Source organism: Halobacterium bonnevillei, from assembly GCF_009831555.1.
GTDB classification, from domain to species: domain Archaea; phylum Halobacteriota; class Halobacteria; order Halobacteriales; family Halobacteriaceae; genus Halobacterium; species Halobacterium bonnevillei.
Genome location: NZ_WUUU01000006.1, coordinates 18,538 through 41,562, shown reverse-complemented (window position 1 = coordinate 41,562; position 23,025 = coordinate 18,538). Strand labels below are relative to the sequence as shown.

Genomic DNA, 23,025 nt, shown 5'->3' with positions numbered 1-23,025 from the left:
ATGGTTGAATTTCGGAATCTCGTCGTGTTCATGTCCGATGGCGTTCGATGGGATTACCACCCAGATGCAGTTCGTGAGATGGGTGTGACAGTCCGTACGCTGGCGTCGTCGCTGCACACACCGACTTCTATCGCCAGCCTTCTCACAGGACTCTACCTCCCGAACCACGGCGTCCGTGGATTTACTGACTCCTTGCCAAAAGGGACGCCGACCATCCTTGACGCATTCGAACACACTGGAATCAGCGCCGAATCCGGAAATTTCAACAACGAAATTTACAACTACTTATTGGACCGATACGACAGGGTTGACCTTCAGGACATAGAGGAGCCCTTCGGCTGGTTCATGCGTGACCCCGGCGGTCACGCACCACTCAACGAGTTCGATGAAGAACTTGCCACGACAGGATCTGTTCGCTCCTATCTCAAACAGAATGCCGGCGACGAGTCACAACTGCGCGAAGACTACGCCCGGGCCGTGGACAGTTCCGTAAATCGTTTTCGGAACCGGGTCATTAACACGCTTCGCGACCGCGGTATTCTTGAGGACACGCTGATTGTGTTTATTTCAGACCACGGCGAATTCCTGGGTGAATATGGCCACGTTTGCGAGTCTCATCCCGCCGCTCCTGAACTCGTCCGAGTCCCAACGACATTGATCCATCCCGGACTTGACAATGTGGATACTCCTAACCTGATGCGACACGTCGATCTACATGAGACGGTGGCGGACTTGGGGTCGCTCACAGCCCCGAATACGGATGGTGGCCCTGTCTTTGACCCAGTGTTCGATGCGAAGACTGGACTGAATTTTTACGACCGGCCGTATCCCTCGTTCAGCGGCACTTTCCACTACACTCTCTCCAGCGTCTGGGATTGGCAGGGAGGAAGGGTATTTAACGAATCTAATCCGTGGGCACGACTCAAACTGCTCGGAGGCTATCTGACCAAAATCCCCGCCGGTATCCAGGTCCGTCGCGCAAGAAACCCAAAAGGTATCAAACTCTTGCTCTCAGGACAGTATTCGATTGGAAATCCAGGGTTCAGCGCGAAAGAGGCTCGCAAGATGCTTGACGATATAACGGTTTCTGTCGGCCGTGACGAGTTGGACATGGACCAGGCGACGAAGGAGAATCTAGAAGACCTGGGATATCTATAAATGCTGGTTTTGGCCTGTTCCTGCATGTCTGGTCCAAGCGTCTTGTCAGAATCCATATCTCGAAAGAGCATCCTCGGCTAGGATATCGAGATAGCGCGTATGGAGCGAGAAGATGTTCGGTTCCGAGGGGTGAATATTCCCTTTTGCCGGACGAAACCGTTTTAGATCTGTTGCATATACGATAGAGTGATACTTAGAATTTGGAAGCACTCCGCTACTAAATTGAGTTGTGAAATCCTCAGCCACTACTGATAATGTCTTCGGTGGTTTGTAGGATTATGGAGTATTGGACTTTGTGATGGGGTTACCCGAGGTTCAAGGTCGCTCACAAGCCGATGGGGTGCTAGGTTGATACTAAACATTTTGGTGATTCCCGTCCTGGAGAACAAGCGAAACGGCTTGGACCTACGACTATCTACTATGTTAACCTATGGAGCGCGGCCACCGAACATCTTTATACACCATAAAACATATAATAGATATTGATATTCACCCCAATCAAATGCGGGCTTCTAGTCACTCTTGGAATCGTTAATCAGGAGTCATTCCGCCCTGTGAGGCACCTGCCTGGAAGAGTGATTATGATTCTACGATCTCGTGCGGCCAGTGAACGTCGTGAGTGCATCTGTTCATGAACTCATTGATTGCTTCCTCGACGAAATTTTCCGCCAGTCTAGACAAGAGCTGTGAGGAAATTGACGAAGAAAGTGATGACGGAGTTTGGGGTATCAGCTCCCGCTTAATAATTAGACCGCTGTACTACTGGTTCCTCAACGCGGTGTGAGCGTCGTCAATCTGATGGAACTCGAATTCCATAGAATGCAATCGCTCTAGTGAGGACGCGAACAACTCTTTCGAATCCCTGTTTCGCGAGTAAATCCCACGGTACAGCGGAGACAATTCAGCGAATGCGGACGGATTGACTATATCGTGCATGTGGATGTTGAATATGATAACCGGTGGTGGTCTCCTAAGTAATAGCTCTGTGAATGGCCGACCAAGGAGGCGGCAATATGAGAGCGCAGTTGGGACTCTGACACGGTCAGAGTAAACGGTGAACGGAATCTCGAAGAGGTCGTATTCAGACAGATACTTTGGCCGCGTCGGCGCGCCTCTGTTGTCGAAGTGGCCTGGCCGCCATGAGGGAAAGACGCTCGCGTCAAATTCGTAGCCATGCTCAGCGAGTTGCTCGTAATCGGACGGTCGAATGTTCCCGTTCGGGAACCGGTAGCCAACAGGACTCCTCCCAAAGAACTCCTCGTAAACTGCTGTTGATACAGCAACTTCTTCACCGATGTCGGTTTCTCCTCGTGGCCGATGAGTGTGAGAGTGCGGATGAAACGTCACAGGAACATCAGCTGTACGAAGACGCTCTAATTGTTCAGGTTTCTCCTCCAGTACTTCCGTTTGCACGAAGCAGGTGAGCGGAACGTCGAGGCATTCGAGCAGCGAAGCGAGCCACGGCGTCTCCTCGAGCGCTCCGTAGGTGTTCTCCGTCAACGCGGTGCCGTAGTCGCACTCGTAGTCGACTGTGAGGTACACAACGGGAGACTCGGGCCACTCGCAGTCGCGTCCCTTCCCGGTGTTCGCGTCCCAACTGGTCGCGCTGTCAGTCATCGAGGTGCGTGTTCAGCGAGTGGAGAATGATGGCCGTAAAGCAAGCGAAGATGCCAGCGAGGACGAAGAACACCGAGGTGACGGCGAGCCCAATCGGGAATGTACCGCTGGTGATGAAGTTCGAGAATGTCCAGTAGCCGAACCCGATCCCCACGAAGGCACTCGTGAATCCGGGAAGCCCGAGGGTTGTCATTGGCCGCTCGCGTTCGATCGTCTTCAGGATGTTACTCACGAGCGTCAATCCGTGACTAACCGGGTTGTGGCTGCTCGGATCGTCGACGTCGTAATCAATAGTTGTCCCAATCTCCTCGAGGTCGTATCCGTGCTCGTGGGCGTGGAAGAGGATATCCGTACTTGCACTCATTCCGTCACCGATGGAGTTGTCCTGACTCAAGGTTTCGATCGCACTCCGGTTGTACGTGCGGAACCCACTCTGGGTGTCGCGCGTCCACGAATCTCGCCGAACGACACCCATCGAGAGGTTCGTCAGCGTGTTCACCACGAACAGCCCGAATCGACGATACAGCGGGAGGTCCGTCTCCGAGCCAGCTGCAAAGCGACTGCCGATGACAATGTCCGCCGCTGTCGATTCTTGGGTCTGCACTGCTTTGGGGATGTCACTAGGGTCGTGTTGCCCATCGCCATCCAGAATAACGAGATGGCTTGCATTCCATGCGTCGGCTTCCTCGAAGACTGATTTTAGTGCACCGCCGTACCCTTTGTTCCGGGTGTGCTCGACGACCGTGGCACCGGATTTGCGAGCCACCTGCGCCGTCGCATCCTGGCTGGCGTCGTCGACCACGAGGACCTCGTCAGCGTACTCTTGGGCTTCAGCGACGACGTCCTGGATCGCACCCTCTTCGTTGTACGCTGGCACCCCAACGAGGACGCCGACGGAGTCGCCTTCCGCAACTGTCACTGCATCAGTGACCTCCACGCCATCCCGGTGTGCGGCGATACTCTCCTCGAAGTCAATCGGTCGAGCGCTGTCCGTGGCGACAATGACGCCGCGGTCGGTTTTCGCGTTCGCGCGCAATCGAAGGTACTGAGCGAAATCTGCGTCCGGGACTTCTTTTGCCGGCGGACTGAATACGTCCGCCCCGAGTTTCGCGGCAACACGCACAACTGTCGAACCGCTCTCTCTCGGATCGAGGAGGAGGACATCAAAGCCGCGTTCTTGGGCCTCGACGACGTTTTCCAGCACCCGTGGATCTGCGTCCGCAACTAGACCGATTGCCGGTTGGTCCCCCGTTTCGGATTCGACCTCGCTCGCCGAGGATTCGCTACGTGGTTCTCGCTTCATACCCGAGTCTGTCGACGTCATCTACACCCATCCCACACTGCACCGAGATTTTCTCCCGGTGGATCCGCCCTGTGGCGGTCGATTCCCCCTAACTGTCTTTGCCCCGGCGAAATGACCCATAACGGCTGTTTAAATTCACGACAATATGAAGGTTTGGCTGTCTATTCTATCCTCGCTGATTCGTTAAGTAGTACTCTAATAGTGCTCCAGCGTGACGCCGAGACGATGGCTCACATTGAGGACCGAGATATCCTTGTCACCGGTGGCGCGGGATTCGTCGGAAGCCACGTCGCTGACGCACTGCTTCCCGAGAATGACGTCACCATTCTCGACAACCTCTCCTCCGGGAAACGCGAATACGTCCCGGACGGCGCGACGGTCCACGAAGCCGACATTCGCGAACCGGGCGTCCTAGACGACCTGACCGAGTCCGTCGACATCGTGTTCCACGAGGCCGCGATTGTCAGCGTCGAACAATCGGTAGACCGACCCGTCGACTCCCACGAGACGAATACGACCGCGACACTCGAACTCTTGGAGCTCGCTCGTCAGCGAGACTTCCGCGTCGTGCTCGCGTCGAGTGCTGCAATCTACGGACACCCGGATACAGTACCGATTCCCGAGGACGAGTCGAAGGAGCCGACCTCACCGTACGGGCTGGACAAACTCACAATCGACCACTACGCCCGCCTCTACCACGACCTCTACGGAGTCGAGACCGTTGCACTCCGCTACTTCAATATCTACGGCCCCCGCCAAACCGGCGGTGACTACGCCGGCGTCATCTCCATCTTCCGCAAGCAAGCCCGCACCGGCAACCCGATCACGATAGACGGAGACGGCACCCAAACCCGCGACTTCGTCCACATCTCGGACGTCGTTGCGGCGAACCTCCTGGCTGCGACCACCGAACACGTCGGCAATGCTTACAACGTCGGAACGGGAACGTCGACCACCATCAACGAACTCGCAGAACTGGTCGCTGAGCTCGCCGATTCGAACTCCCCAACGGCGCATACCGATCCACGTCAGGGTGACATCGACGAGAGTGTCGCGGACATTTCGAGAGCGCAAACCGAACTGGGGTACGAACCGACAATTTCGATCCGGGAGGGACTTCGATCGCTGTCCGAGCGCACAAACGCCGAGGATTAGTCGTCTGCGGCGATTGGCTCCCGGTCGGTCGTTGTCGTCCGTTCGAGAACAGAGGTTCCGCATTCGACGCAGACGAACTGGTCGTCTGTCGTTTCTGCGGCCGGCGCGTTGCAACTGATGCATTTCACGCGGGCGTTCCGCACACGGCGAGGATAGCGAACCATTGGTGGCCACTCGAAAGCTCCGCCTAAAATGATTTCCATAGAACAACTACTCCCGCGCCGGTCGGCCGCCGTGCGAAGAGATTTACACCGGCACAGAGATTACCTCGATAATGCAAGCAGTAGTTCTGGCGGCTGGGAAGGGACGGCGGCTGTGGCCGTTGACCGAAAATCGCCCAAAGCCGATGATTCCAGTCGCGAACCGCCCCATCCTCGAACACATCGTCGACGCACTGGACGCTGCAGGCGCCGAGAGAGTGGTACTCGTTGTCGGGTCGAACCAGGAGCGCGTCCAGAGTCACTTCGGGAACGGCCACGACTACGACCTCGAGATCTCGTACGTCGTCCAGCAGCAACAACTGGGCACCGGGCACGCCTTGCTCCAGGCGGAGTCACAGGTCGGGGAGTCGTTCATCGCGCTGAACGGCGATCGCATCATCGAGAGCGAACTCCTCGAACGCGTCTGGGACCGCCACGTCGAGACAGACGACACCGTGATGAGCGTCACTCGCGTCGATGAACCGAGCCGGTACGGAGTCGTCGAACTGGACGGACGAGACGTTGCAACGATTGAGGAGCAACCGATTCCCGAGCTCACGAAGTCGGATTTCATCAACGCTGGCGTCTACGCGTTCAGTCCGGACATCTTCGCTGCGATCCGCCGGACCGACAGCAGGGGCGAACAGGCGCTGACGGATACGCTTTCGAATCTCATGGCCGACCAGCGCGTCAGGGCCGTCCAATACCGTGGGACGTGGCTCGACGTCTCTGAACCCTGGGACCTCCTCGAAGTAAACGACTCACTAATCGACAGAGAGGACTCGACGTACACCCCTTCGACTACCGTCGACGATTCCGCAGTCGTCGCAACGGCCGCGACCATCGGGGACGACGTCACCGTCCATCCACAGGCAGCTATCCTCCCGGGCGTCACACTCGGGGACAACGTGAGCGTCGGCCCTGGAGCAGTACTAGAAAATGCGGTAGTGTTGTCGGACGCGACGATCAACGCTGGCGCAGTCCTAACGGACTGCATCATCGGGGCAAACACGACAATCGGCCCGAACACGACCGTCGAGGGCGGCAGGACGGACGTCGTTCTCAACGATGCGGTCTACCACGACGTCACCTTCGGCGGCCTCCTCGGAGACAACGTCAGCATCGGCGGAAACGCCACTGTCGAGCCCGGCACCATCATCGGCAACCACGCGACCATCGGGAGCGCCTCGCTCGTCTCGGGACGCATCGACGACAACGCCACTGTGACGAGAGGATGACAGAGACCACGAGTAACATCAGATTCAGTCCTTCTGCGGCCAGCTCCAGTGATCGCCCGGCAGTTCGTCATAGTTAGCCTGAGCGGCACCATCGGCTCGTACTGGATTTAATCGCTCATTGAACGCCGCGATTCACCCCCACTCGCATAGAGGAAATTATCCTGAGATTACGGTCGATCACCGATCCTAACAAAATCACATTTAGCGAACAACTAAGTGCACCAGAGACATCACCACTACCAACTGACTATGTGTGGGATCGCGGGCTACATCGGGCCGGGGGATGCTGGCAGTATCGTCCATCAGGGGTTGCAGAACCTCGAATACAGGGGCTACGACTCGGTGGGCATCGCGCTCGCCAGCGACGACGTCACCGTCAGCAAAACCGAAGGCGAGGTCAACGAACTCACGGTCCCGCAGACGGAGAACCCATCGACTGGGATTGGGCACACGCGCTGGAGTACGCACGGGGAACCGACGACGAAGAACGCGCACCCACACACGGACTGCACGGGTGACGTAGCTGTCGTCCACAACGGCATCATCGAAAACTACGACGACCTCAAGTCTGAGCTCCGCGAATCCCACATCTTCGAGAGCGACACCGACACCGAAGTCATCCCACACCTCATCGAGACCCACCTCGCAGACGACGTGTCCCTCCTCACAGCCGTCCAACGCACAACCCAAGAACTAGAGGGCAGCTACGCAATTGCGGTCACCGCGGCCGGCCACGATGGCGTCGTCGTCGTCCGTGAGGACAGCCCACTCCTCCTCGGCCACAGCGACGACGCGACATACATCGGTAGCGACGCCACCGCATTCATCGAACACACCGACCGCGTGACCTACCTCGAATCCGGCGACCTCGCACACCTCACGGACGACGACGTCACGATTTACAACGACGGCGAAGAGGTCGAACGGGACACCGAGACGCTCGATTGGGACGCTGACGCCGCCGGAAAGGGCGGCTACGACCACTACATGCTCAAGGAGATCCACGAACAGCCACCCGCACTCCGGCAAGCGATCTCCGGCCGCATCAACGAACTCGCTACTAGCGTCGACCTCGACGTCGACCTGCCCGAAGCGTACCTGCAGTCCGTCGAGGAAATCCAAATCATCGCGTGCGGAACGTCGTATCACGCCGGCCTCTACGCCGCGGAACTCCTCGAGGAACACGCCGACGTTCGCGTGAGCGTCGAAATCGCCAGCGAGTACACCTTCAACGGCGGCCGCGACCCGTGGCGCACACTCGTTCTCGCCATCACCCAGAGCGGAGAGACCGCCGACACGCTCTCCGCACTCCGCGAAGCCAAACGCTCGGGCGCACGCACCCTCGCACTCACAAACACGCTCGGCAGCACAGTCACACGAGAAGCAGACGACACCGTCTTCATCCGCGCTGGCCCCGAAATCGGGGTCGCCGCAACCAAGACCTTCGTCTCCCAGGTCGCCACCGTAACCCTCCTCACCGTCTACCTCGGGCAAGTCCGCGACAGCATCTCGACCGAGAACGCCAGCGAACTCCTCAGCAGCGTCCGCGACCTTCCCGGCGCAGTCCAACAAGTCCTCGACCAGGAACAAGCAATCAAGGAGACCGCCCAGGCGTACGCCGACAGCGATTCGTTCTTCTACATCGGCCGGGATGCCGGCCACCCAGTCGCGCTGGAGAGCGCGCTCAAACTCAAAGAGATCTCCTACGACCACGCCGAAGGCTTCCCAGCAGGCGAACTCAAACACGGCCCCCTCGCGCTCGTCACACCGAACACACCCGTGATCGCCCTCCTAACGGAACAGACGCGCCCAGAGAAGACGCTGAACAACGTGAAGGAGGTCAAATCCCGTGGCGCACCCGTCATCGGCGTCTCCAGCGACCCCGCAACGACCAGCCACGTCGACACCACTTTCGACATCCCCCAGTGCGGGCCGATGGAGCCGGTCGTCGCGAACGTCGCCCTCCAGCTGTTCGCGTACTACATCGCGAACGAGAAAGACCGCTCCATCGACAAACCCCGGAACCTCGCGAAAAGCGTCACCGTCGAGTAACCACTATCGAGCCAGCATTCGGTCTGTCCTCGAACGCATCAATGCCGGCGCCGTCTCCCGTAATTGGATTGCCGTGGGGTGGCGGCGCTGGCGGCGTTCTCAGCAGTTTCGAGGCGGAGCCCCCGGCCTCAAGGAGCGAGAGCTTCCGACTGGTCGGAAGCGCGAAGCGAGTAGGCCGGGGAGGAAGCCGACACTCCGCGACACACATGACGGGATTGTCGCTGTCTGACTCCCGGATTATTAAGTACCGTCGAAACAACATCTGAAATATGGAGGTCAGGCGTACCGCGCCGGTCAAACTCGTCGTTCCCGACGAGTACCGTGACGACCTCCACGAAACTGCCGAGCAATTCCTCTACTGTGCGAACGGGGCTAGTGACTACTGTTGGGACAATACCGACTACGAAGACTGTATCACCTCGAACGTGACAGCCAGGGATGCGTTGTACGACCGACTCCGTGACGAAACAGACCTGACCGCGAATCTTGTCCAAGAAGCCATCCGGCGTGCCGTCCACGCCGTCGATAGTGGTGTTGACCGCTGGAAACAGGGCAAACGGACGAACAAGCCGGAGTTCACCTCGTGGAGTCTGGTGTACGACAAGCGCAGTGCGACGTTCTACCGCAACAAAATCTCGCTTTCGACGGTGAACGGACGCATCGAATGTGGCTTTGAGTTACCAGCAGACAGTCCAACACCATACGAGGAGTTCGTCCTGTCGGAGGACTACGAGTTTCGGACGAGTACACTCCAGTACGACCAAGCTACCGACGAATTCTACTTCCACGTCAAAACGCGGAAGGTATATACAGGCGGTGACGCTGTTGAAATCGAGGGTTCGAACGATACCGCGCACCAAACAGTCCTCGGTATCGACCTCGGCGTGAACAGCCTTGCCGTCGCCAGCACCGGCATGTTCTGGAGCGGTGACGAGTACGACCACTGGATACAGGAGTTCGAGAAGCGACGGGCAGAGATGCAACAGCGTGGGACACAAGCCGCGCATAACGCCTTGCTTCGACTTGGAAAGCGAGAGCGACTATGGCGGAAACAGTACATCCACACGGTCGCCAACGAGATCGTTGAGGAGGCGGTTGACCACGACTGCGACGTGATCGTGTTCGAGGACTTGACTGACATTCGAGAGCGGCTACCCCACGCTGACTGGCATCACAGCTGGGCATTTCGCCGGCTTGTCGAGTACGTCGAGTATAAAGCTCCAGAACGTGGTGTGGCGGTTGAGCAGGTCGAACCCGACCACACCAGTCAGCGATGTTCTCGTACTGACTGTGGGTTTACTCACGAAGACAATCGTGACGGCGAGCAGTTCCGGTGTCTGAAGTGTGGGTACGAAATCAACGCAGACTATAACGGCGCGAAAAACGTCGGCCTGCGGTATATGCGGAAGCGAGAACACAGACTGCGTTCCTCGCCCACGTCGGGGAGGGCAGACGCACCAGTAGACGTGCGTATAAATGGTGGGACGCTGAACGGCGACGGCTATCGGCCAACCGCCGAGAGTTGATCGCCGGGAGTCCACATCAAAGCCCCCACCCTCAACGAGCGAACCCGCTAGGGTGAGCAAAGTAGGGTGGGGTAGTTTACACACTAGCCTTTATTCGCTGTCACTTTCACGTCCCCGTATGCCCGACACGGACACGACCAGACGAACCTACCTTCTCACCCTCGCCGGACTGAGTTCAGGACTCGCAGGCTGTTCATCATCGACTCCAGATGATTCAGCGGCAACGACACAATCGTCGCCGGAACCAACAGCGGCGTCGACAGACGCCCCGTCAACGAGCAAGGACACCAGTGAAAGTGGTGGTGGAGAGGCTGGAAGTCGACCGCCCCGCCCCGATTACGACGGCTGGCTATCACAGGCCAACTCGGACCCCGAAACCGTCGCAGCGTACGGCCAGACGGACGTCACTGTCACCAGCATCGAGTCCAGTGGCCAGTACACGTTCGACCCGGTTGCAGTCCAGGTCGACCCCGGAGCGACCGTTACCTGGGACGTAGACGACGAGACGGCACACGACGTCGTCGCGAAAGACGGAATCTTCGAATCCGACCTCTTTGAGGGCGACGACGCCACGTTCGCACATACCTTCGAAGACACCGGAATCCATCGCTACGTGTGCCGCCCGCACGAGCAGCTTGGCCAAATCGGCGCTGTCGTCGTCGGCACCGACTACCCGACGGTCCTCCCAGACGCCCCACTCGCATGGTCCACCAACACCTACGACGCATTCCGCACACCACACCTCGACGGCACTACGATCTACGCTGTCCACGCTGAGGGCGTGCTGGCCCTAGACGCCGCCGACGGAGCGGAGCGATGGACCGCCGGCCTCGACCCGCTTGCCACAGACAGCGGTGGCGTCACCCCGAACGGAGACACCGTCTACGTCGCCACCGAGACCAACACCCTCCACGCATTCGCAACCACGGACGGGACCGAACGATGGGCATACACGACTGAGACGGACATCGATACGAATCCCGTTGTCGACGAGGACACCGTCTACGTTGCCGGCGACCGCGGCCTCGTGTACGCCATTAACGCCGACGGCACCAGCCACTGGCACACTGAACTCCCCTCGAATCACATTGTTGCTCTCACCCGGACCAGCGACGCGCTCTACGCGGTGGGCGGCGTCCAGGGACGCGGCTCACTCTACAAACTCGACACCACAACTGGCGACACTGAGTGGCGGTACAAAACGACCGGAATCGACTATACGTTCCTCAAACCGACCATCGCATCCGGTACGGCGTACGTGAGCGGCGCCCGCGGTGGCTTCCACGCAATCGACACCACAGACGGGACCAAACAGTGGACCGCAGAGACCACAACAGGGCTGGAGCGTGCGCCAATCGTCTCGAATGGCACTGTCTACGTCCGCCACGACGACCGAACACTCCACGCGCTCGACGCACCGACAGGTGACATCGAGTGGCAGTTCCGGGCCGAAACCGAACTCACCGCCGACCCAATCGCCGGGGACTCAGAGGTGTACGCCGCAACGGACTCGGGGGTCTACACCATCGACGCCACCACCGGTGACGAACGCACCCACCACCAGACACCGGGTGAGGTCCACCAGACCACTGCCATCCATGGAGACACGGTTTATGTCGGTGACTGGGGCGTCTGGGCCCTCGACGTAGCGCAAGCAACCCCAGATGGTGGCCGTGTCTCGCTCCCAGTCACCATCCAAGACGTGACACTCGTGGGGAACTGGCCCGAAGACGTGTTCGTCCTCACCACTTGACCGCCTGCGTTCTCGTTTAAAATCACTACAAACCCCCTACAGAGTGGGTTTCCCGTTAATCGTGCAAAAACAGTGCCACACGCTCGAGACACCAGTACAGTGCTCACTCCACGACAGCGAACAGGAGCTTCTGAACGAACTGGCAACGTTCGTCACATCGACATTCACCCAACGCGATGCAAAGCTCGTCGCGTACAACGGTGAGCGGTGGAACGGCGGATTTGACTTGCCGTTTTTCCGGACTCGCCTCTGTACGCACGGGCTCGAGTGGCCGTTTGGAACGTTGCCATCCGTCGACGTGATGGATGTCTTCGAGACACGTTTCAATACGAGTGAGGGTACGCTGAGTGGCGTCTACGAGGAACTGATTGGCGCCAAGTTGAACGAGCTGGATCCATTCACCGACAGTTGCGAGGCGGTCACCGCATGGAAGGAGAGCGCTTACGAGCTACTCATCACTCACAACGTCGCCGATATCCGACGGACTCGAGCGTTGATGGAACTCGCAGAACGGTATTGCTCAAAGTCAGATTTCACGATGAAACCGCTCGAACCGATCGTCTGAGGGCTGGTTGTATCTGTTCCGAAAGCACGAGTCCCCCGCCAGTAGGACAAGGAGGACAGGCCTATCGTCAAGGGGTAGAGCTATGGCGGGGTCTCAGCGTCGTAGATTCCCTCGAACGTCTCGTTGGTATAGGCGTATCGCCATCGTTGGAGAATCGCTCGCGTCACAAGGCCGGCCTCAGACACAGCAATACAGGATTCCTCGACGGGACGGCTGGGAGCGTCGGGTGGTGGATGGAAGTGTCGTCTCGGCGCGTCCGGTTTCGGGTGGCAATCGAACCGGAAATTCTGATTCCGGTCGTCCGTGTAGTGGATCGCATAGTTTTCGGTTAGACTCCACCGGATGTCGATCCGAGCAGTTGACGCTGCACCGACTCCATCGGACAGTTCGACCGAGAGCGTCTGTGGATTCAACGGGTCATCTAGTGACGCTGTCTCGGCCAGCGGCTCCTGCTCCATGATCAGGTCGCGAATCTCACGCAACGCCCCGGCGTCAATCGGCCCAAATACCTCGGATTGTTCGACCGACTGAGACTGTTGAGAAGGAGTCTCGTCGCTGGTCATACGACGATGGATGGATCGCTATCGCCTTCATCGTCGGTATCTGTGCCAGTCAGGTGGCCAGTATTGCTTGCTTCACCGATTGCGAGTGTTGCTTGTGCGAGTGCGAGGTTGCGTCGCGTCGTTTGCCATTCCGTGAGGAGGGCACCGTAGTCGCTGTCGACGTCGTCGACGTCTCGTTCACGGGCGAATTCTTCAGGTGAATCGACACCATACTCCTCACGCCACTCCTGTATCTGTGCCTTCATATCAGCAATGCCGGAGGCGATCTCTTCGGGGGACAGTTCTGCGAGCAGCGACTGTGCATGTTCGGTGACAATTGCCGTTTCCGATCGTCGATAACACGTCGTCTGCCCATCTTGGGAGGTTGTTACTTCGCCAGCGCTTTCGAGCGTTCGCAGGTGCTTTCGCGCCGTGGTTGCCGAGACGCGCGCGCGGTCGGCGATCTCTCCGGCGGATGCAGGGTTGTAGGTAGTGCGGATGATTTCGTACACTCGTTCAAACGGCGTCGTCTCCTCAACCCATTCTTCTTCAACGACATCGTTTACGTTGCGATGTTCGGTCCCGCCATCCGGGACCATTCGATAGGGCGGGGCCATCTCCTCGGACATGATATGCCAAACAACGAGAGACTAGTATAATAATCTGTGGGCCAGTATTTTGTTCTCTCGACTCCTCACTGCTGGCCCTACAGAGCTTCGACTCGTTCTTCGACGGAATCGAGGGCAGGGCGGCAGACGTCACGTTGGTCTGGGGGCCACTGTGCGTCCCTGCGTCAACACGATTTGCGTCCGGCGGCGAATGAAAGCGATCTCGTTCGTTGTGACTGCTGGGTTGACATCCTCCCCGCGCTAAAGGGCGAGGATTCCCCGAAGGGGATATTCAGGTTGCGCGTTTCCTCGGTTCTCAAGGACGCTTTCGCGTGGAACGTCGAAGGTCGTTACCGAGTTGTGACCAACGGTGTGCTTTCCAGCGCGTGTAGCCCTGTCAATGGGGCCTTCCTCCCCGCAATCTGCGGGCGTCAACGACGGCTGGCTATTCAACCAGCGAGGTAGCACGGTTCGACTCGCCCGAAGCGTTAGCCCGTGCATGGGTCACCCTCCCGTTGAGCGATATTTTCTGAAGCGTTCAGGTCGGCGTGGCGTCCTCGACCACACTCCGAACACGAAAAGTGGTCGCCATCACGGGTTCCCATCGACCCACACACCGAACACTGCTGGCTGGTGTGGTACGCATCGACCGTCTCGACGCGGATTCCAGCGCGTTCGGCCTTGTACGTGATGAACTGTTGGAGTTGGTGGAAGTGCCACGAGTGGACGCCCGACCACGAACTGTTCTCGCGGATGCCTTCGAGGTCTTCCAGCCGAATGACGGGATTCTCGAACTGTTCCGCGAACGTGATGAGGCGACGGGAGAGGTTGTGGTTCAAGTCCTTGATTCGACGCTGTTCTTTGTCACCCACGCGGTTGCGTGCGCGAAGCGCACCCGCTCCGGAGAGCGACTCGCGTAGGGAACGATATTTGCGTCGAACGTACTTCGCCTCACCACCCGACACCAGCATCGACTCACCCTCACCGTAGGCGGTTACAGCGAGGATATGCCGTTCACCAATATCCACACCAATTGGCGTCTCACCTGACGTGTTGGTGTCGTACTCGGTATTGAACGTACAGTACCAGTCGTCTCCGCGACGGTACACTTGCAGTCGGGTCTTCTCGGCGTCACCCTCGGCCAGTCGGTCTACAGAGTCAGCTATGTCGTCGTACACCTCTATTGGGGTGTACCACCATTGGGAGACGCACGGGAAGCCGACGACGACCGTGCCGTTCTTGGTCGTGTCGAGTTCCCAGTTCTGGTTGTTGATTGCGAACGGCTGACTTTCTCGGTAGCGAACCTCTCCGTCCTTGCTGTGGTCGGATTTCGCCTCTCGGATGGCTTGGTTCTGGATGGCCGAGTAGAGGTCGTTGTTGATGCTGGCCGTGGTCACGGATTTGCCGAAGTCGCCATTCTCCCATCCGTCGATACAGAACTGTTTGGTGTCACGGTAGAGGCGGGTAGCGCGTTGCCACTCTTTGCGCCGTGAGAGGGATGGGTTGTGGAACTTCGCGGTGACAGTCACCGTGACCATTACACTTGTGATTGGACGTGATTGCTTAAGGATATGTTGGAATATCAGGCCGTGCTATCGTCGGTGGATTGTGTCATCGACTGTCGGATTCATCCCCGCCCTAAAGGGCGGGGCTTTCTCCTCGCACTTCCGTAACGGTCCCACCGACCCTTCCACACTCTCTTGGCGCTCTTCTTGACAGTGAACGGTGAAATTGTCATTGCAATACCACCGTATCTCAAATCGAGCAGACACATCGCCCGGGTATTGACCTCCTCCCACTCCTAACACTGCCCGGTCGAGTGGCGCGGGACTCGCGCCGTCGTCGGCCGGCACCATCGTCAGCCTTGCGATGGCGCTGTCGAGCTGGTCGCCTTCTGGCGGGCGCGCTCGTGGAGCCAGCGCTCCTCGATAGCGGTCGCCCAGTCCCCAAGGTCTGCATACACGTCGTCAACGTCCTCGGCGTCGTATTCGAGGACATCAACCTCGGCGGGCGAGTCAGCGTCGTACTCCTCGCGATATGCTTCGATTTGGTCGGTGAGTTCTGAAACCCGAGCCTGTAGTTCTTCGACGGTGTGTTCGTTCGCCAGTTCATTCATTCGCCGCCACTCGAAGTAGTCGTCGTTGCGCTCCTATCGAGCGGGGCGGCCGTCGTGGTGGATGACGATGCCGAGGTCGGCGTAGAAGGCAAGGTGCGTCCGTGCGGACTCCTCAGAGCAGTCTGCACGTTCGGCGATCTCAGCGGCCGTCATCGGCTCACGGGCGTGGAGGATCGCGCCGTACACGCGCTGTTTCGTGTCCCCGCCTTCGAATGGGCGATCGAACGACGGCGGGCCGTCCCGACGAGCGTCGCCTGACACAGGAACGCCGTATCCAACATGTCCGTGGTCAACACCATTGTTGGCTAAGCCACTATTGGTACCCAAGTCCGCTGGTCTCCCCATCACTTACCCGTCTCGGGCCGGAACCGAAGCCTGCCTTCAGATGGATTCCGGAGATTCGCCGCCCCACGACCCAGCGGAACCCGCGGAGCTGCCGCCGATGCAGTGTGACGCCTGCGAAGGAGCGCTCCAGTCGCCGGAACGCGACATGCTGTCGTTTCTGTTGGTCGACCAGCTGACAGCCCCCATCATCGGGTGTGACGATCATCGCCAGCAGTTCGCCTCGATCTGTGGCTACACAACGGACGCGACTGCTGACCTCCTCGACCATCGACCAGCTGGCGGCGTTCGCTGTCCCAGTTGTGGCCTCGCCGCACATACGCCGCATCAGCCGCTCGTTCCGGTTGCCGGCGGTGCTGTCGCGATTCTCGTCTGCCCCGAGCACCAATCCGAGCTCATCAATCGATTCCGAACCGGCCTCGACACACACCACCAGCTGACAACCCAACTGGACACGGCTGGTCCTCACGACGTGCTGTAACGACGGTGGGCATTCACCCAGTGGCGACAGTCGATTCACGCAATCTCATTCAATGCGACCGCCATCGCTTCGACCATCCCCGTAGCCGCCTGACACTCCGAAATATTATCTATCTGTCTTTCCGGAACAACACACTCGTTAAAGGCAGGTTCTCACCAGCCTGATTCATTCCGATGGACTCGGCCCTTGGTATGCGAAATTGGCCGCTACAACTGCTGGCGGGAATCTCTCCATCGTGCATCTCGATGAACGAGGCAACGAGGTTTCAATCAGCTTTCACGAATGATCTACTCCCCACGCAGTGACCCTCTCAGTGTCCGCGATACGTAGCCCATCCTCATGTTTTCGCTCACCATCAAAGAGAGTGTCATCCTATGAGTCGGTAACGAATTATCCGTTCACATGATACGCCTCATTATGGCGATTTTCCAGACATCTCCACTCTATCTAGTCTACACCTGCTGAAGCCGATCGGCGATAATTTCGAGGCCCTCCCAGAGCACACCGACGGGCGCTGTCGCCGTAAGCGATACTTCGTCATAGTCGTACTCGTCGGTTGGTGCGGGACGCTCCTGATAGTGGAGATGACCGTCGACGTGTGGATTCGGTTCGAGATGGACGCCACAGTCGACCCCCGACGACTCGCTGTAGTGGATTTTGAAGTTCGACGTGAGTGATGTCCGGCGGCGGTCGTCGAGACTCGTCTCCGGTGGAAGCTGCGGATCGGGCTGCCACGTCACCCGTAGCGACGCTGATTCACTATCGCGCCCGAACTGTGCCGGGTCGACGTCCGTCGCAAGTTCAGCATACTGCCCGTCCGGACTCCCCCACGCGGATTTGATGGCTGGATGGCGTTCGAGTTGCTCGCGCAGGGATCGCAGAATCCGGTGTCGTTGCGCAGCGTCTTCCTGTGGCGACTCCCGACCGCCATCAGGTCGGTGTGGCTGGCGGCCGAGCCGACTATCGATGGCAGTCTGCTTACTACCGTCATCCGGTCCGTCCACGGGAGTCATGCAGAGGCGGGTGGATGGGCAGTATACGTTTCGTAGTGGTCGATCGCGTCCCGAAGCAGCGAGAGTTGGTACTGTGCGGACTCCCAATCTGCCGCGATGCGCAGCCGCTGTTGGGCGTCTTCAACGGAGATATCCTCCGTGACGGATGCACGAAGCGACCGCGGTGACTCGGGGTCGTATTCGGCTTTCCAGGTCTCGATATCCGCTTGGATGGCTGTTGCCTGTTGGGTGAGGTCAGCTTCGGAGTTCTCTGCGACGAGTTCCTGGATCGCAGTCAGGCGCGTGTAGACTGGGTCCGGATAGTACGTTTTGCCCCGTGTTGATTCGTCGGTGACGAGCACGCCGAGGTCGACGAGCCGTTCGAGATGATTCCGCGTCGTCGGCTCAGAGACATGTGATTCATCGGCGATCCAGCCCGCTGTCCGCGGCTCCTCGAGCGACGACGCAACCGACCGGACCCGGTCGAATCCCGTGGTTGCTTCCTTCCACCGCGAAACATACGCCGGTTCGTCTTCCGCGTCACGTGAGTCCGTCATACCCTACACCACGCCACGAAAGAACATAATATTTTCCAAAGCAAAATTATTCCACTATAGGTTTTCCTACGAAGGATCACGAAGAACGAGGAGGTCAACGCAGTGATGTCACCCTAAGAACACATATTTCCTTCTCGAGGCAAAATATATCCTCTTATCTCCCCAGACTGTCGGGTCAACGACACCACCCTAGTTCGCTCACCCTAGGAGGATCGCTCTTGGAGGGGGTTGCCAGTGAACTTGCCCTCGAACCCGTCCGGGTAGGGGATAACCCCACCATTTGCGGGACCGACCCGAGAATGTCAGCAGGTAGCTCATATGATTGACAAGAGTCAATCCCAGACGTGAGGGGGTCCTTAGGACTTGGCGAGCAATGAGCGGGCGCGTTGCACGTAGCTGTTCGCATCCCAACTGCGAGCGTCACTGATCTCGTCGAGGAGCACCTGAGCATCGGCAGGTGACAGCTGGCCGTTTCGAACGAAGACTGAGAGTAGTGTTGGCGTCGTCACAAACCGGGTATCAACGAGCGATGCGTGAATCAAGCCGAGCTGGGTGAACTCATCACAAAGCAACAAGGCGGCATCAAGGTCGTTCGAAAGGGTGATCGCCGCATTTTCACCGTCGTCGAGCGGAAATTCGGCGTCGAGTCCCACTGACCGCGTTTCGAGAGTCTCAGTTCGGTCGAGAACGGTAGTTGCAGCACGACCGTGGACGTCATCGAAAGAGGCAATCTCCTGAAGTTCCTCGACGACCACCGTTGGGACGACAACCTCGTATCGGGCCAGACAGAGCGCGAGTGAGTCGGGATTGGCTTCAGTTACGACACCGAGACTCACGAGGGCGGACGCGTCTGCGACGAGTCGCGGCATCTATGCGTCGGCGACGTCGTCGATGAAGTCCTCGTGTGAACTACCCCTGCCTACTCGCCGCCTTGGGCGGCTCCTTGAGGCAGGGGCTTCCTGCTTCCAAGACGCGCTTTGCAGGAACAACCGCAGTTCCCGAAGGGAGCGCAGTTACGAGAATATCTGTTCGGTCCTCCCCGAGGACGTCCGCGAGCGCATCGGTTCGGTCGACAAGCCGGTGCGGCGCCCGAAACTGGACGCGCTTTTTGTCGCTACTCATTGTGTGTACATTGTGAGCCACACCGCTTAGCCCTTACCGTGTGTACAACGTGAGTGCCCGGTCCTGTGGTACCAACCGTCCGACAGCCGACGCAGTGCAGACTGTATCAACCAACAGAAGACGAGGCTGACCTGCGCAATGGATTGCTTGGATTCGACGATTGAACGCCAATCGTTTTCCCGGCTACCCCCCTCGGTTGACGTGTATCGATTACTGAGTACGTCCCGCCGGCCGTCTGTACAGATACCAACGTATGCCACTCGCCCAACTCCTCGAACAGTACGTTAGTCTCGGTATTTTCGTTCTCGCGGCAGGCCTGAGTCTACTCAGCTTCCTCGCGTGGCGACGAGGACGCGGTGGTCGTGTGCGAGTTGTCACACTCGTGTAGGCGATGTTCGCCGTCTACTCAACGTACTCGGTTTGAGACGTCGTTACTCCACTGGAAGGTGACTCAACTGCTCGATTTGGTTGTTGCTTTGAGTCAGTCCTGCACTCTCCACGGGCGCTTTCTCACCGTCCTCGCACCCTCTCAGAGGGTGAAAATCGGGTGGCTAGTCAGCGCTAGCGGGAGTGCTGTCTGCGTCGACGTCGTCGAGAAGGGGGTAGTCGATGTGCATCTCGATTTTATCGAAGGGGACAACTGGCTGGATCGCTCCCCCGGGGCCACCTTCCTTGAGTTCGAGGATACCCAGCACCTCCAGCTGTTTCAGATCTGCATGAACGTCGGAGACATCGCGGTCGACGAGTCGTGCAGCCTCCCGCATACTTGAAGGGCGCTCTTTGGCGATCGCCTGGATGAGCTCGAGGCGTAGCGGAGTGAGGCTGTCGACGAGATCGTCATAGGTCCCGAACTGGAGTACTGCACGCTTATCGCTTTCGTCCAGTTCATCAGCCTCGGCAGTCTGAATGAAGTGGAGCGTATCCTCTCGGAGCTGTGCTCGGTCGCCGACGGTGATGTGAAGCGTGGTCATGGTCGGGTGTGTTGGATGTGGGTTGTCTCTGCTGTCAATAGGGACGGGGTGGGTTGCCACCAATCGTGTCCCAGTATTCGTCAGCACTGGCCCAAAACTCAACGATGAGTTCCTCCATGCCAGGGAACTCAACGTCTGCGTCCCCGGCAGCAGTGTGGAGTTCGTGGCCTTTGGTATCTTCGTGAGCGTTGTCGTACCGGATGAGCGTCAGATCCTGCAGCGTTCCCAGATGGAGGGTGTACTTCCAGCCGGACGGGTAGGCGTCTGTGTGGGTCGTCCGTCGGATGACGACGTTCTCGACGAGCCCGGCTTCGACGTGGGTGTAGCGGTGCGTGAGCTCCTGCACCATACCGTACCTGTTGGTTTGCCCCTCAACACGATAAGTGTGTTGGGCATACGCCCAACAGAAACACTTGTGTGGGGTGTTCACTGATCCGAAGACGCAGACTTCACCGTTCCAAACGCGGTTCTCTCCCAACTCAACATCAATCGTCACGCAACGCCTGACTCCCCCGAAACATGACTGCAAACCTTCGCCCTCACGTGGAACCAACTAATCTCAACGTTACCTTGTTCTGGACCCCCGTTGCTTAATGCGTTCCAGTGGTCGGGGTAGAGTAATGCAAGCTGTCGTCGTTGCTGCCGGACAGGGAACGCGAATGGGGCCGTTGACGGACGGGTTGCCGAAACCGCTCCTCCCGGTCGGCGGCACCCCGATTGTCGAACACGTCCTCGATGTCGCCGTACCGCACGTTGACGAGTTCGTCCTGGTCGTCGGGTATGAGGCCGACCAGCTCGAAGCACACTTCGGGTCCAACTACCAGGGCACGCCAATCAAGTACGTCACCCAGGACGCCCAGCTCGGAACCGCACACGCGATTCAGCAAGCACAACCCCACATCGATGGCCCGTTCCTGGCGCTGAACGGCGACGTCTATCTCACGCCAGCCCTCGTCGAGCGACTCGCGACCGCAACCACGACCGCCATCGCCGTCATGCCAGTCGAGGACCCACGCTCATACGGCGTCGTCGACACAGACGGCGCACAGGTCACGACTATCGTCGAGAAGCCGTCCGATCCGCCGACGAACCTCGCCAACCTCGGGCTCTATCGCTTCACGCCCGACATCTTCGAGTACATCGACCGGACCGAGCGCAGCGAGCGCGGCGAATACGAAATCACGGACTCCCTGCAGTACGCCATCAGCGACGAGACACCGGTGACCGCCGTCGAATACGACGGCGACTGGCTGGACATCGGCCGCCCGTGGGAGCTGTTGGACGCCACCGAAACCCGCCTCGAGGACTGCGAGCGCACAATCCACGGCGACGTCGAACCCAACGCGACGCTACACGGGGACGTCGTCGTTGAAGAAGGCGCGCGCGTCCGCGATGGCGCCTACATCGAAGGCCCGGTCCGCATCCAGGCTGGCGCCGACGTCGGGCCGAACGCATACGTCCGCGGCAGCACCGTCATCGGCCCCAACGTCCGGGTCGGCAACGGCGTGGAGGTCAAGAACTCGATCCTCATGGCCGACACCGCAGTCGGGCATCTCTCCTACGTCGGCGACAGCGTCCTCGGCCGGAACGTGAACTTCGGCGCCGGAACCAAGGTCGCGAACCTCCGCCACGACGACCAGACCGTCCGCGTCCAGGTCAAAGGCGAGATGACGGACACGCACCGCCGGAAGTTCGGCGTCGTCGTCGGCCACGGAGCCAAAACGGGCATCAACACGAGCCTCAACGCCGGCGTCACACTCGGGACGAACGCACGAACCACCCCCGGCGAAGTCGTCACCCGAGACAAACACCGAGACGACACCGGTGCGAATCACGAGCCCGACACCCCTCTCGAAAACAAACCCCAACGCTGACCGTCAAATTCATCTCGGAGCTTCCGAATTTAGAAATTAGGATTTCCGAACTTACGATTTCTTTACGATACATCTTGAACAGCGGCTCGGAGCCCACTAGATCGAGTGGCGCCTTCCGATCCATGGCGGGGCTTTCTCCTCGATTCTCTGTAATGGAATACTGGCGAACAATCGGCTGTGTCTTCCGCTCCGTCCGCTCCATGCGTTATCTGTCATGGATGGTTCAACCCAGTGAGGGCCTTAGTGACGGGACGAGTACGCCCGTTCCGTGAAGAGACAGTAGTAGCTGGATGAATTCCATGGAACCAAATACCGGGAACGAAAATCCATGATAAGACTAATTGTATGGAAATTCCAGACCAACTCCAGTGTCTCTTTACCACGGAAGTCGACGAACAGGACGATTCCTACGTGTTCCAGATTCCCAGCCAGGAGCAGGGTAATCTAGTCGCGGGTGAGACCTACCGGCTTGCAGTCCTTCCCACCCCATCGCCACAAGAAACCGATAGTACCGCGTCTGGTGCTCCTGGTGCTGATTCAGAAGCGCACGCGGACCGTGGCCATCCTGAACCACCGGTCGAAGTGGGTGACCGGCGGGACGTCGAAATCGAATCGCTGGGCGACCAGGGCGACGGAATCGCTCGCGTCGAACGAGGATTCGTCGTGATCGTCTCTGACACCGACAAGGGCGAACGAGTCACCGTCGAAGTGACCGACGTCCAGGAGACTGTCGCGTTCGCCGACGTCGTCGAACGGATCAGTTACTACGATTAGTAGCAGTAGTTGTAGCGCGATTTCATTGTTCAGTTCGGTGTCTGAAACCGAACCACCAGATCGCTACGTGAACCGCCTC

At 58.7% G+C, this 23,025-nt stretch carries 21 protein-coding genes and 1 pseudogene; 10 read left to right on the top strand and 12 right to left on the bottom strand.

Features of this window, described 5'->3' with window-relative positions:
• Positions 1–1,158 (top strand): sulfatase-like hydrolase/transferase, encoded by a 1,158-nt coding sequence (locus GRX66_RS02195; protein ID WP_159525056.1) that lies wholly within the window; start codon positions 1–3, stop codon positions 1,156–1,158.
• Positions 1,159–1,917: 759 nt separating this feature from the next.
• Here GRX66_RS02195 and GRX66_RS02190 read toward each other — a convergent pair.
• Both GRX66_RS02190 and GRX66_RS02185 read right to left on the bottom strand, forming a co-directional pair.
• Positions 1,918–2,775, bottom strand: a complete 858-nt coding sequence (locus GRX66_RS02190; RefSeq protein ID WP_159525055.1) for a polysaccharide deacetylase family protein — start codon at positions 2,773–2,775, stop codon at positions 1,918–1,920.
• Entirely contained in the window at positions 2,768–4,078 is a 1,311-nt protein-coding gene (locus GRX66_RS02185; RefSeq protein WP_159525054.1) for a glycosyltransferase family 2 protein, read from the bottom strand. Before GRX66_RS02185 ends, GRX66_RS02190 begins: the two co-directional genes overlap by 8 nt.
• A gap of 225 nt (positions 4,079–4,303) precedes the next feature.
• Here GRX66_RS02185 and GRX66_RS02180 point away from each other — a divergent pair, with 225 nt between their 5' ends.
• From GRX66_RS02180 to GRX66_RS02155, 6 genes are all read left to right on the top strand, one after another.
• Positions 4,304–5,233 carry an NAD-dependent epimerase/dehydratase family protein gene (locus tag GRX66_RS02180; RefSeq protein ID WP_159525053.1) on the top strand — a complete coding sequence of 310 codons (930 nt, stop codon included), beginning with the start codon at positions 4,304–4,306 and terminating at the stop codon, positions 5,231–5,233.
• A gap of 274 nt (positions 5,234–5,507) precedes the next feature.
• A complete protein-coding gene (locus tag GRX66_RS02175; RefSeq protein ID WP_159525052.1) occupies positions 5,508–6,671 on the top strand; it encodes a sugar phosphate nucleotidyltransferase in 1,164 nt (387 codons plus the stop codon).
• Positions 6,672–6,920: 249 nt separating this feature from the next.
• A complete protein-coding gene (gene glmS / locus GRX66_RS02170) occupies positions 6,921–8,723 on the top strand; it encodes a glutamine--fructose-6-phosphate transaminase (isomerizing) (RefSeq protein WP_159525051.1) in 1,803 nt (600 codons plus the stop codon).
• A 269-nt stretch (positions 8,724–8,992) separates the two neighbouring features.
• Positions 8,993–10,249 (top strand): RNA-guided endonuclease InsQ/TnpB family protein, encoded by a 1,257-nt coding sequence (locus GRX66_RS02165; protein WP_159525050.1) that lies wholly within the window; start codon positions 8,993–8,995, stop codon positions 10,247–10,249.
• 118 nt (positions 10,250–10,367) lie between these two features.
• The gene (locus GRX66_RS02160) at positions 10,368–12,002 is read left to right on the top strand and encodes an outer membrane protein assembly factor BamB family protein (protein WP_159525049.1); all 1,635 of its coding nucleotides are present in this window, start codon (positions 10,368–10,370) and stop codon (positions 12,000–12,002) included.
• A gap of 61 nt (positions 12,003–12,063) precedes the next feature.
• Positions 12,064–12,567: a ribonuclease H-like domain-containing protein gene (locus GRX66_RS02155; protein ID WP_201292888.1), complete on the top strand. Its 504-nt coding sequence runs from the start codon at positions 12,064–12,066 to the stop codon at positions 12,565–12,567.
• 80 nt (positions 12,568–12,647) lie between these two features.
• Here the strand turns inward: GRX66_RS02155 and GRX66_RS02150 are convergent, their stop codons facing one another.
• The 4 genes and pseudogenes from GRX66_RS02150 to GRX66_RS20705 form a co-directional block, all read right to left on the bottom strand.
• A complete protein-coding gene (locus GRX66_RS02150; protein ID WP_201292887.1) occupies positions 12,648–13,130 on the bottom strand; it encodes a hypothetical protein in 483 nt (160 codons plus the stop codon).
• On the bottom strand, positions 13,127–13,738 hold the full coding sequence (locus GRX66_RS02145) for a winged helix-turn-helix domain-containing protein (RefSeq protein WP_201292886.1): 612 nt from the start codon (positions 13,736–13,738) through the stop codon (positions 13,127–13,129). The genes GRX66_RS02150 and GRX66_RS02145 overlap by 4 nt, the downstream gene beginning before the upstream one ends.
• A 467-nt stretch (positions 13,739–14,205) precedes the next feature.
• Entirely contained in the window at positions 14,206–15,255 is a 1,050-nt protein-coding gene (locus GRX66_RS02140; RefSeq protein WP_159525048.1) for an RNA-guided endonuclease TnpB family protein, read from the bottom strand.
• Between the two features lie 320 nt (positions 15,256–15,575).
• Positions 15,576–16,094, bottom strand: a pseudogene (locus GRX66_RS20705) (DUF7342 family protein).
• A 124-nt stretch (positions 16,095–16,218) separates the two neighbouring features.
• On the opposite strand from GRX66_RS20705, the gene GRX66_RS02130 reads away from it, so the two are divergent.
• Entirely contained in the window at positions 16,219–16,656 is a 438-nt protein-coding gene (locus GRX66_RS02130) for a hypothetical protein (RefSeq protein ID WP_159525047.1), read from the top strand.
• A 452-nt stretch (positions 16,657–17,108) separates the two neighbouring features.
• Here GRX66_RS02130 and GRX66_RS02125 read toward each other — a convergent pair whose 3' ends face one another.
• The 6 genes from GRX66_RS02125 to GRX66_RS02100 all read right to left on the bottom strand — a co-directional run bounded on the left by GRX66_RS02125 (position 17,109) and on the right by GRX66_RS02100 (position 20,647).
• Entirely contained in the window at positions 17,109–17,669 is a 561-nt protein-coding gene (locus GRX66_RS02125; protein ID WP_233745251.1) for a hypothetical protein, read from the bottom strand.
• Positions 17,666–18,205 carry a winged helix-turn-helix domain-containing protein gene (locus GRX66_RS02120; protein ID WP_159525046.1) on the bottom strand — a complete coding sequence of 180 codons (540 nt, stop codon included), beginning with the start codon at positions 18,203–18,205 and terminating at the stop codon, positions 17,666–17,668. The genes GRX66_RS02125 and GRX66_RS02120 overlap by 4 nt, the downstream gene beginning before the upstream one ends.
• 356 nt (positions 18,206–18,561) lie before the next feature.
• Positions 18,562–19,074: a hypothetical protein gene (locus GRX66_RS02115; protein ID WP_159525045.1), complete on the bottom strand. Its 513-nt coding sequence runs from the start codon at positions 19,072–19,074 to the stop codon at positions 18,562–18,564.
• Between the two features lie 40 nt (positions 19,075–19,114).
• Positions 19,115–19,327, bottom strand: coding sequence for a hypothetical protein (locus tag GRX66_RS02110; protein ID WP_159525044.1), 213 nt, complete (start codon positions 19,325–19,327; stop codon positions 19,115–19,117).
• A 551-nt stretch (positions 19,328–19,878) separates the two neighbouring features.
• On the bottom strand, positions 19,879–20,298 hold the full coding sequence (locus GRX66_RS02105) for an HVO_A0114 family putative DNA-binding protein (protein WP_159525043.1): 420 nt from the start codon (positions 20,296–20,298) through the stop codon (positions 19,879–19,881).
• 34 nt (positions 20,299–20,332) lie between these two features.
• Positions 20,333–20,647, bottom strand: coding sequence for a toxin-antitoxin system TumE family protein (locus GRX66_RS02100; protein WP_159525042.1), 315 nt, complete (start codon positions 20,645–20,647; stop codon positions 20,333–20,335).
• A gap of 310 nt (positions 20,648–20,957) precedes the next feature.
• Here GRX66_RS02100 and glmU point away from each other — a divergent pair, with 310 nt between their 5' ends.
• Complete coding sequence (gene glmU / locus GRX66_RS02095; RefSeq protein ID WP_394351505.1) at positions 20,958–22,172, top strand: bifunctional sugar-1-phosphate nucleotidylyltransferase/acetyltransferase; 1,215 nt, start codon at positions 20,958–20,960, stop codon at positions 22,170–22,172.
• Positions 22,173–22,517: 345 nt separating this feature from the next.
• The gene (locus GRX66_RS02090; RefSeq protein WP_159525040.1) at positions 22,518–22,946 is read left to right on the top strand and encodes a TRAM domain-containing protein; all 429 of its coding nucleotides are present in this window, start codon (positions 22,518–22,520) and stop codon (positions 22,944–22,946) included.
• Positions 22,947–23,025 lie beyond the last annotated feature (79 nt).